Genomic DNA, 10,746 nt, shown 5'->3' with positions numbered 1-10,746 from the left:
CTTATTAGGTGTCAGACTAGGAGCCGGATGCAGTGAAAGCTGCACGTCCGCGTTCTGAAGGAGAGGTGTCCTGTGGTAACACAGGCATCGACTCTAATTGAAGGAGAGGGGGAATGAGTAATTATTCCCTCGACTCTATCAAAGTAGTCAGTAAGTTAGGTGTAAACCTTGACCGACTGAATAGACGGTGCTTGACGACTCCCAGCGAGAGTTAGAGTTTGGGCATTGCCCAAGCCTGCTTTGTCCGCAGAATCGAGCGTGGCTTTAGCCCGCTCGAGTGTCAACCCCTATTAACCGACTACGGTATAGTGGGGGAATTCCCGTCTGTCTAGTTAAATTGTCAAGAGGTAGATGGCTAGTTTTGGAGTGGTTTCTCAAAAAGAGTTAGGGCGCAGGCGCGAAGAGTTGCGGCGGCAGCGTCGCGCTCGATCGGCAGCCCTGATGTGGCAAATGTTGGCAGCGAGCGCGATCGCCGGGGGTTTGCTGTGGTGGATTGCACAGCCGGCTTGGTTGATTGCTCGATCGGAACAAGTGAAGGTGGAGGGCAATCAGTGGCTGTCGGACAAGGCGGTGCGCTCTTTGGTGCCGCTGTCTTACCCGCAGTCGCTGTGGGGAATTCAACCGCAGGCCCTGGCCCAAAAGCTGGAGTCAACGGGGCCGATCGCCAAAGCGAAGGTGACTCGCAACTTGTTTCCGCCTTCTTTGACGATAGAAGTGTCAGAAAGGCTGCCGGTGGCGGTGGCACAGCCGACTGCGGTGTTGAAATCTAGCGACAAGGACAAGGTGGGGTGGCTGGATGCTCGCGGAGGCTGGATGCCGTCAGAGAGCTATACTGCTGTGCGATCGGACAATAGTTCGATCGCACCGGTCAGCCCTCAGGGAACCGGGCCCCAGCATTCTTTGCCAACTTTAAAAGTCATCGGGCCTTTGGAACAGTATCGAGCCTCGTGGCCGAAGTTTTACCAAGGACTCAGCGGCTTGACTGTGAAAGTGTTTGAGATAGATTGGCAAAACCCAAATAACTTGATCTTGAAAACAGAGATCGGTACGGTACACTTAGGGCCGTACAGTTCCAAGACTATCGAGCAGCTTAAAGTTTTAGACCGAATGCGACAATTGCCAAAACAGCTAGATTCAAGCAAAATAGCCTACATTGACTTGAAAAATCCTGCTGCCCCGATCGTCCACTTGCCAGAACCCCCTCCTAGTTTGGAGAGTTCAACTCCCGCACCAACTCCGGCTCAGAATTGAGCCTGTGTCTTGGAAAGGCGGGAGAAGGTATAGTCGATCGACAATCAGAATTTTTACATCTGGGCATCAATACGCAAGACTGGAAATAAGGACACTTTTTTGATACCGATCCGCATCAGAAAAAAAATTCATAACTTTGGGTTCGATCCGATGCGTTAAGGGCTGGTATCCATTTTTTTCATTTTGCCTTGCCCAGAAGTGCCTTGTGCACAAGCACCTAGATGGGGTATGCAAGCTATGGGCGAGCAACAGCGGCCAAATCCGAGATTGCTAACATTGAGCCTCGACCAGTGTTAGTTTTTCGCGCAACATTAGCATATAGTTGATGGTGAATTGGCGTTTAGTTAAAAAGCTGTAATCTACTATCCCAGACTCTCATGAACCTTAATAATAGTCAGGGGTCTGACCAAGACAGTCCCCCTTCGGAAGAAGTAAAAAATTTTCCGGTGGCCTTAGATTCCGCCAATCCGTTTAGACGCAAGTCTGGTTATGTAAATGTAGATAGTATTGATATCGATCCTATGGTCAATCCCAAAGACATAATGCCCAGCAGTGCCGCCAAAATCAAAGTAATTGGCGTTGGCGGTGGTGGCGGCAATGCCGTTAACCGGATGATTGCTAGCGAGGTTTCTGGTGTCGAGTTTTGGTGCGTGAATACGGATTCCCAAGCTCTGGTGCTCTCTAATGCTCCGAAACGCTTGCAAGTCGGACAAAAGTTGACGCGCGGTTTGGGCGCGGGCGGCAATCCGGCGATCGGACAAAAGGCTGCTGAAGAGTCTCGCGACGAAGTTGCTAATGCTTTGAATCACGCCGATTTGGTGTTTATCACGGCCGGCATGGGTGGCGGTACGGGCACGGGCGCGGCTCCGATTGTCGCGGAAGTGGCTAAAGAAATGGGCGCTTTGACTGTGGGCATCGTAACCCGGCCTTTCACGTTTGAGGGACGGCGGCGCACCAGCCAAGCTGAGGAAGGAATTGCGGCTTTGCAAAGCCGGGTGGATACGCTGATCGTGATTCCTAACGACAAGCTGCTGTCTGTGATTTCGGAACAAATGCCCGTACAAGAGGCTTTCCGAGTTGCTGACGATATCCTGCGCCAAGGGGTTCAGGGTATTTCTGACATCATTACAATTCCCGGTTTGGTGAATGTTGACTTTGCTGACGTGCGCGCTGTAATGGCGGATGCGGGTTCGGCTTTGATGGGTATCGGCGTGGGATCTGGCAAGTCGCGGGCTAGGGAAGCTGCAATGCAGGCGATTTCTTCGCCTTTGCTGGAAGCTTCCTCGATCGAGGGCGCTAGAGGTGTAGTGTTTAACATCACTGGCGGTACAGATATGACGCTGCATGAAGTTAATGCGGCGGCTGAGACGATTTATGAAGTTGTCGATCCGAATGCCAATATTATTTTTGGAGCGGTGATTGATGAGCGGCTTCAGGGCGAAATTAAGATTACTGTGATCGCTACTGGTTTTTCGGGGGAAATGATCTCATCGTCTCAGGCTTCGCGCGCGCAAAATGTTAATGCTCCTTGGCGGGCTGCGACTGTGCCGGTGACTCCTGCTCAACAGCCGCAGGATGCGAAAACGAAACCGCAGGATTTCGGATTGGATATTCCTGAGTTTTTGCGAAACCGTCGCCCAACCAAATGATTTTAGATTTTGGATTTTAGATTTTAGATTGTGGATTGTGGATTGTCGATAAATCTCCAATCTGAAAAATCTAAAATCTATTGAGATCTGGGATTTGGTATTTTGGATTTATCTAAAATATAAAAAATCTAAAATCTAAAATCTAAAATCTAAAATCTCTAGGGTTTGTCCGGGTTCGGGTTCGAGTAGCTGGGTGGAGAGTCCTGAATTGGCAAGTAAATCGCGAAATTCGGGGATGCTGCCGATCGACTTCACTAACATTGGTAAAATACCCGTGGCTCGGATATCTCCTGTGGTTGTAGGTACAAAAAACCGAGGTTTTAGGGTTTGGGCAAGTTTCAGGGCCTCAGCAGGGCCGATGATGATTTGTCCGAGGAAGGGGAAGATTTGACCGATGACGGGGGCGATTGCTACGTCTACGGTGTCTATTTTCTGTTTGACTTTTTCTAAGGGCGGCAGGTGTGGTTCGTAATAAAGAGTTTCGCCGCTGTTTAAATCTTTGAGTAAATAGCCGTTTTCTTCTTGTCCGGGCTGGATTTCGGCTCCGGGTACGGCGGTTATTTGTAATATTTCTTTAAATGTAGACTCTTGCCAATTTGTTAAAGATGTGATATTGGTGTAGCCTAAACTGCTGAGGACTTTGGCGGCGGTGGGTGAGGCGATCGCGGGAATTGTGCGATCGAGCTTTTCGAGTGTTGGTCTGTGACAGTGGTCGTCTAAGCCTTGGGAAATTAGGATAAGATCGATCGGCGGTAAGGTACTGGGAGTAAAGGCGACGGGCGTGTTGTGGTAGGCGGTGAACAGCCAAGGTTGACCGTAAAATACGAGGGGATCGACCAGCCAGGGATCGACTAAGATGGTTTGGCCTGCGATGTGGAAGATCCAGGAGTTGAGGTCGATGCGGGTGAGTTTCATATTTATTTGCAATAATTCTTTACTTGATTTTAATCATAGCTAATTTGGTTGGGGATTTTGAACCGCAGATGATGGCAGATGAACACGGATGAACGCGGATAATATGGAATTTATCTGCGTTTGTTTGCGTTTATCTGCGGTTGCACAAAAGATGATTAAATCTAAGATTCCTGTGGCTTTGACTGTGGCTGGATCTGATAGCGGTGGCGGGGCCGGGATTCAGGCGGATTTGCGGACTTTTGCTTTTCACTGCGTGCATGGTACGAGTGCTCTGACTTGCGTGACAGCTCAAAATACTTTGGGTGTGACGCGGGTGGATGCTTTGTCTGCGGAGGCTGTGGCCGCTCAAATCCAGGCGGTGGTTGGGGATATTGGGGTGCAGGCTGCGAAGACTGGGATGCTGCTAAACCGGGAAATTATGGCGGTAGTTGCTTCCCAGGTTGAAGCTTGGAATATAGGAAATTTGGTTGTCGATCCGGTGATGGTATCCCGATCGGGCGATCGACTGATTGACGACGGGGCGATCGCATTTTTGCGCGATAATTTGATTCCTTTGGCGGTTGTTGTAACTCCTAATCGCTTTGAGGCTGAGATTTTGAGCGGAAGAGAGATTGTTTCTTTAGATGATATGCGATCGGCAGCGCAGGAGATTTATCGATCGGGCGCGAAAGCTGTTTTAGTCAAAGGTGGCGGGATGGCGGGAGATTTGCGGGGAATTGATGTTTGGTTTGACGGTACGCGGCTGGATGTGTTGAAAACTGAGACGGTTGATACTGGGAATACTCACGGGACTGGTTGCACGTTGAGTGCTGCGATCGCTGCTAATCTAGCATTAGGTAAAGATTTGTTTACAGCGGTGACATTAGCTAAGAATTATGTTACTACTGCTCTGAAATATGCTTTAGATATTGGGGAAGGTCAAGGCCCAGTAGGGCATTTTTTCCCGCTTTTGGTCTCAAAAGTCCTTAGTCATTAGTCATCTCATCGCCCAAAAGAAAGATCGGGAGCATCTCAATTTTGCAAAAAGCATTTTTTTTATTATAGTGCGAGCGTCCCCGCTCGCGATTTGTAGCATACGCGAGCTCTTGCGTGCTCGCACTATAAATGCAAAACTGAGATGCTCCCGAAAGATCGCAATCAAATAGGTTCGTAGTGAGGACTTTAGTCCTTCTTTATGCGGACTAAAGTCCTCACTACGAACCGTTTTTATTAGTGGTACAGTTGTTAAATTGTCTACTTTTAGGCTTGGGAATACAGGGAGGGCGATCGCAAGAATGTTTGATTTGGTGAGGGTTTGGGGGTTTTGGGCGTTGAGGGCAAGCGAGTCAGCGCAGGAAGTGACAGTTTGCTGTAACTGCGATCGCCCGGAATTCCCTATTGTGAAATCATCGAATTTAACAATAGCCCCATGGAACTCCTCAACTACTACTTTCAAACATCTACTTCCTTCCAACCCTTATTCTATCAGGTCAAATTTGTAATTTGCCATAAAATCCTCCGCCGCGACAGCCAAACATTGGCACTGATAGCACTCCCAAATAAATTGTAAACTCTTCCCTTCTCTTTCTTCCTTCGCGTTCTTTGCGCCTTCGCGGTTCGTTTAATTTCTCAATTTCTCAGGAGAAAGCGCGATCGCCACCAAATCTTCAATCTTCTTAATATTCGGATCGCCAGCTAAATAGCCAATACCTCGATGCAAGTGCAGGCGAAACTGTTTCGCGAGAGTTTCCTTTTCCGTGCCCAAATTGTCTTGATGACACCGCTGCTTGAGAGCAATTATCAGGATGTCCGCCATGTCGCCGCCAAAGACATCCCAGCTTAGTTCGACATTGCTGTCGCTGGGAATCGGTATCGGCGATGGGATGCTGGGTTCGGCGAGCGATCGGCAAAATCCCCACCGGCACAGGACGTTCCACCGATCGATTTTAGTCGATCGTTTGAGTTTAGATAGTTGGTCTTTGGCTGTTTGAGAGAGGCAGATGCGATCGACTGGTGGTTCCATGAGTTGAGAATTGTTTGATATCTGGTAAAGAGTGTTAATATTTGGGAAGCTCAGCCTCTAAATTTACGTTTTTTGACCGAGTTAAAAAACTAAAATTAACAAATTTTTACAGGGCGCGGGCTTGATAAATACAGCGGTTTTTGGTATTATATTTTTAGTAGGATGAATCCTAACATAATGGGATGGTTGCAAAAATAAAATTTTCGCAACCATCCCATTATCCTATATATACTACCGCAACTCCCCGGAAAAGTCAAGGGGGTTGCTAAAAATTTTGGCGCGGTTTTTTATGCCCAGAAATAACCAGTTTCGACGGTAGTTTGCCGTTTGGTCGAATCATAGTTGAGGAGGTAGCTGTGGGCGATCGCCTCTAATTCTTGCAGCTTATCATATTCTGCTTGCCGAATCTCCGTGTCGGTAGAAAGCAGGATGACTTGGTGGCTGGCTGAGGGAAAATAGCGTTCGACTAGGTTGTTTCTGTGGGATGAGTCGAGGCGGCCGAGGGGAGTGTCGATCGCAACTGGTAACTGTCTCCCGGATACTCTGGCCAATCCCCACAAAAAGGCGATCGCCAGCAGTTGTTTTTCACCAGCCGAAAGTCGGTGTTTGGGTACCGGTTTGCCTTCTGGATCGTAAATTGACAGGCTAAATGTGTCAGTGTCGATCGCAACTCTGTGCACCAGGTCGCTTTTGTGCAACAGGTAGCGAAAACAGTCGGTAATCTCTATTTCGAGTTTGTTGAGTTTTTTGAGGGTGAGTTTTTCTTTAAAGAGTTTAAGGGTATTTTGCGCTTTCGCGATCGAAGCGATGACGTGTTGGCTGTTTCTGATGGTAATGTATTCACTACTGTAGCTTTCTAGTTGTTTCTGGGTTTTGGCTAATTCTTTATCTAATTCTGCGATGCGACTGTTTGCGGATTCCAAGGCTGCGGCTGCGATTGCAACTGCTTTTTGAGCATTCCTGACTTCTTCTTCTAATTTCTCGTAGGCTTCGGGGGAAGCTGCGGCGGCGAGTTGTCTGTCGGTGAAGTCAATTTCTGTTTCGATGTGGGTGATTTCTGCTATTTGTTGGGCCACGAGAGTTTCTTCGGCTTTGATTTGGTAGCCGAGGAGGTTTTCTAATTGCTGGATATTGCTGTTGTCGGCGTTCATCCAGGGCGGGGCGTCGGTTGCCGCTTGCTGTTCGAGTTCTCGATCTTCTTCGCGGATGAAGTCTTGAATTTTATCTAGCTGTTGGGGATTTAAGGAGATTTCGGCGATATAGTTGAGGAGGCGATCGCTTCTTTGTTTGATAACATTTTGGGCAATCTTTGCTTGCTGCTGGCTGGCTTCGGTTTCTGCTTGGGTTTTTGCAGCGGTTAGCAAGGGTGAAATAAGCGCTAGCGGTAGCATATTTGATGCCAATTCCATCATGGCTAGACGGGTTTTGTCTGCTTGATTTCTGTAGTCGTTTAGCTGTCTGTCTAGTTGACTGCGATCGCCCGCAATTTTTCCGCCTTGATAAATAAATTTGTCTGATGCTTTTTGCTGATTTGTTTGAGCTTTTTCTAATTTATTTTTCAGGCTGGCTTGTTCTTCAGTTGCAAATTGTTTTTTGTTACTAATTTCCTGAAAAGTTGCTTCAATTTTTTCTAAAGCTGCCAAGTCTTTTTTGCCAGCAATTTCTTTGCGCTTGCGGCCTGCTAATATTTCTAAATCGACAGCGAGGCGTTCTGCTAATTCTAAACCCAACAAAGATTTAATCGCCCCGACGACAAACTCGGGCGGAGTTTCGAGTTCGGCGAGTTCTTTGACTTGTTCGCCGTCAAACAGAAACAGGTTGGATATGCCGACTGGTAAAAGGGTTTCGATATATTCGTCCCAAGTGTTGGTAATGGCTTTGTCCGACCACCAATCCTTGACTATTTCGCTGTATATGAGAATGCTTAAGGTGTCTTTGATATCTGGTTTTTTCCAGTATCTAACAATTTTAAATTGAGTTAATTGGTCATCTTGGACTTGTTCAAATGTTAGTTCTACGCGGGTTTCTTCTAGTGGGGGAGTGTGGCGGTTGACGCATTGATTAATAAAGTCGCTGTAGCTTAAATTGCCTCGGGTGGAACATTGGGCGCGACCGCCGTAGAGGGCGAGGCGAATGGCGTCCATGAGGGTGGTTTTTCCGCCGCCGTTCATGCCGCCAAATAGGATAACCGGGCAGGGATTTCCGTCTTTTTCGGGGCGGAGATTGATGGTTTGGGTGCCTGCATAGGGCCCGAAGTTTTTGAGGACGAGTTCGAGGAATTGCATTGTAGATGTTGTCGGTGGTTGCTGATTTGTTTAGAAGGTGCGTCAGCCATTGGGCTATCAATTAGATACAGAATAATGCTAGCTGACGCATCCTACGCAGAGGAAGTTTTGATTAGACAGATTTAATCTTTGCTATTTTTATCTCCTACATCGGGAGTTGAAAATTTGATATCTGCCCAAGATAGCTGCTTCGCTTGATTGCTGCTGCTTTCAAGTTCTTGTTTGAGTTTGGCAATATCGACGGTATCGGATTGTGCAGAAATGTTGGTTTGGGCGATCGCACTTTTGACCTGCTGAATGTTTTCAGTCGGATTTGCTATAACAGCTTCCACCGCAGTTTTTAAGTTGCGTTGATAGTGGGCGTTACCAATAGCTTCCTCCTTCGATCGCGAACTGGTTTCAAAACACTTGTCCAAATCTGCGTAAATGCCTGTACGGCGGGGTTTTGTGTAATATTGGCGTTCTGTATCGAGGAGTTTTGCCATCAATTCGAGGTGCATTTCGTCCTCGCTGCAAATTTCTGCGATCGCAGTCCATTCGTCGCTACCTAGGAGTTTCCTTTCGGCGGCTGGGCGGGAATCTGCAAAAGGTTCGCCCGTGACTTCTTGATAAATGCGGGGTAAACTGTCGTCAAATTCGTGCTTTTGTTCCAGCCAAATGCGGCGGATTTCGCTAAGTTCTTCCGGGGTAATTAAGGTGATGTCGCGCATTTCTAGGGGTGCGGTTTTGCGGATGTGGGTTTGTGCTTCCAGGACTCGTCTCAGCCAGTGTTCTCGCCAGAATTTGGTGTATGGGCCTGGGATGGGTTCGACGGAGGTTGTGTCGTCGCCCATGTTGCGTTCAAACAATTCTACTCTACCGTAGATGCGGCGAAAGTCTCTTTTTGGGCGATCGTCTTTTATGTCTAATTCGTTGCGAATATCGAGGAGAGGCTGCATCCATTCTTTTTCCTCATCGTTTTGAATCATTGCCTCCATTGATTTATCTTTGTCAACCATTGTACACACCCAGCAGCCAAAGCGAGAATCGCCACAGCTCGGAGTAGAAGTATCAACAACTAAAGGACACTCATTGTCTGCTGTTGCACCTCGATACATGGCAAATAAATCTTTATTGTTATTTCCCCAAGGATTGTCCCACTGCATTAGGTACAGCCAAACTTCATCATCACGCCAATCCTCAATAGGGGTATAAATTAAAGAGTTAGGTAAGCGAGCATTAGGACTGAGACGCTCGCGCAATCTACCAGCTTCATACTTTTTCATTGTTGCTGCACGTTTGCTGCTTTCAGCCTTGCGAGTACCCAAAACAACAATAGTTTCACCATGTACTCGAACTAAGTCTCGGATAAATTGATTTACTGGCTGAATTTTCATCCTATCTGTACACCACCGAAATCCATTGCGAGGCGCTGGATAGCCTTTACCAATTAAGCATACCCAGAATGTTTCTTTCACCTCTGGATGAAGGAGATGCGGGGAAACAGGCATTTTTTGCTCTTGAGCAAGTATCTTGAGTTTAGCTAAAGATTTACGTACCCAAGCCGAAATAATCGGATTTTCAGCGAAAGTATCAGTTGTGATTACATGGATATTTTTTGTGCGTTTTTCGATCGGAAGTGCTGCTATCGCGTTCCAGATAAGCTGCAATACTGCGGTGCTATCTTTCCCGCCACTCCAACCGATTAACCAAGGTATAGCGTCTAAGCAGTATAATTCTTGAATTTCTTTAGTTAGCTCTTTTATCTCTTCGAGTAACTCCGGAACAGTTCGCGGTTCAAATAATAACATCTGTTGAACTTCTATCACGTTATAAAACTCCTATCTTGCTAATTTTGGATTTTTATGATACAATCTGCTTGCTAGCATACTGATCCATGTGTATCTTGTTATTTGCCCTTTTGCACAATAGCATCCCTGGTTCACGTACAGTCAAAAAGTTATAATAATTAAATAATTTTTTACCCGCATTATGCCAGAAAACAACTACCCAGAGACAGATTCGATCCAGAAACTTGACGAAGTTCTAGAGCCTTACTTTGCCAAGTACCACCGTCAGAAGTGCTATCCTGGGCTAACTTTTCAGCAGGGGAAGCGGAAGATGGTGCAAATCAATATCCCGGCTGATGACTTGCCTACTCTCCTCCAGGCAAGACCATCAACTGGCAACGATCCTGATTCGGGCAAAAATCGCCCAGAGATAAAGGGTCATGCTGAGGAAGTAAAACAATATATTCTTAAGCGCGCTAGAAACGATCAACCCTGGATTTTGGGTACACTGACAGCAAATATCGATCCTGAAAAGATTGACATTATAGAACTAGGTCGAGGGATTTGTCTAGTAGTTATTCATCGTGGTGTTAAGTTAGATATTACTGATGGACAGCATCGCAAGCGCGCTATTCACGAGTTAATTGAAAGTGGTGACGGCGAGTTAATAGGTGATAATGATTTCCCTATTACGCTGGTTTTAGAAAAAGATTTTAACCAGTGTCAGGCGGATTTCCGAGATATGGCGCAGACCAAACAACTGGATAAATCATTGCTTGGGAGCATCCCACTTTTGCAATCAGTATAAATACTCAGACAATTGTCTGTCTGACTAAGTTGATGGCATAATAGAAAGCAAATAAATTACCATAATC

7 protein-coding genes and 1 pseudogene are annotated in these 10,746 nt (G+C 46.8%); 4 read left to right on the top strand and 4 right to left on the bottom strand.

Translation table 11 applies throughout. From position 1 onward, the window contains the following. Positions 1-351: 351 nt before the first annotated feature. Together JGK14_RS32085 and ftsZ are read left to right on the top strand one after the other, a co-directional pair. Positions 352-1,251 carry a cell division protein FtsQ/DivIB gene (locus tag JGK14_RS32085; protein WP_293179315.1) on the top strand — a complete coding sequence of 300 codons (900 nt, stop codon included), beginning with the start codon at positions 352-354 and terminating at the stop codon, positions 1,249-1,251. 377 nt (positions 1,252-1,628) lie between these two features. Further along, entirely contained in the window at positions 1,629-2,900 is a 1,272-nt protein-coding gene (ftsZ, locus tag JGK14_RS32080) for a cell division protein FtsZ (protein WP_293190662.1), read from the top strand. A 135-nt stretch (positions 2,901-3,035) separates the two neighbouring features. Here the strand turns inward: ftsZ and JGK14_RS32075 are convergent, their stop codons facing one another. Continuing rightward, positions 3,036-3,815 carry an MBL fold metallo-hydrolase gene (locus JGK14_RS32075; protein ID WP_293190660.1) on the bottom strand — a complete coding sequence of 260 codons (780 nt, stop codon included), beginning with the start codon at positions 3,813-3,815 and terminating at the stop codon, positions 3,036-3,038. 151 nt (positions 3,816-3,966) lie between these two features. Here JGK14_RS32075 and thiD point away from each other — a divergent pair, with 151 nt between their 5' ends. Then, a complete protein-coding gene (gene thiD / locus JGK14_RS32070) occupies positions 3,967-4,791 on the top strand; it encodes a bifunctional hydroxymethylpyrimidine kinase/phosphomethylpyrimidine kinase (RefSeq protein ID WP_293179326.1) in 825 nt (274 codons plus the stop codon). Positions 4,792-5,415: 624 nt separating this feature from the next. Here thiD and dndE read toward each other — a convergent pair. The 3 genes from dndE to dndC all read right to left on the bottom strand — a co-directional run bounded on the left by dndE (position 5,416) and on the right by dndC (position 9,892). Beyond that, entirely contained in the window at positions 5,416-5,817 is a 402-nt protein-coding gene (dndE, locus tag JGK14_RS32065) for a DNA sulfur modification protein DndE (RefSeq protein ID WP_293232820.1), read from the bottom strand. Between the two features lie 287 nt (positions 5,818-6,104). After that, positions 6,105-8,102 (bottom strand): DNA sulfur modification protein DndD, encoded by a 1,998-nt coding sequence (gene dndD / locus JGK14_RS32060; RefSeq protein WP_293179303.1) that lies wholly within the window; start codon positions 8,100-8,102, stop codon positions 6,105-6,107. Positions 8,103-8,224: 122 nt separating this feature from the next. Continuing rightward, positions 8,225-9,892 carry a DNA phosphorothioation system sulfurtransferase DndC gene (gene dndC / locus JGK14_RS32055; RefSeq protein WP_293179300.1) on the bottom strand — a complete coding sequence of 556 codons (1,668 nt, stop codon included), beginning with the start codon at positions 9,890-9,892 and terminating at the stop codon, positions 8,225-8,227. 181 nt (positions 9,893-10,073) lie between these two features. Between dndC and JGK14_RS32050 the strand changes: the two are divergent. After that, positions 10,074-10,649 (top strand): annotated as a pseudogene (locus JGK14_RS32050) (DNA sulfur modification protein DndB); the annotation flags it as partial. Between the last annotated feature and the right edge of the window lie 97 nt (positions 10,650-10,746).

This window comes from Microcoleus sp. PH2017_28_MFU_U_A, assembly GCF_020738035.1.
Lineage (GTDB): Bacteria > Cyanobacteriota > Cyanobacteriia > Cyanobacteriales > Microcoleaceae > Microcoleus.
The sequence above is the reverse complement of the archived record's forward strand: the minus strand, read 5'-3'. Positions and strand labels throughout refer to the sequence as shown.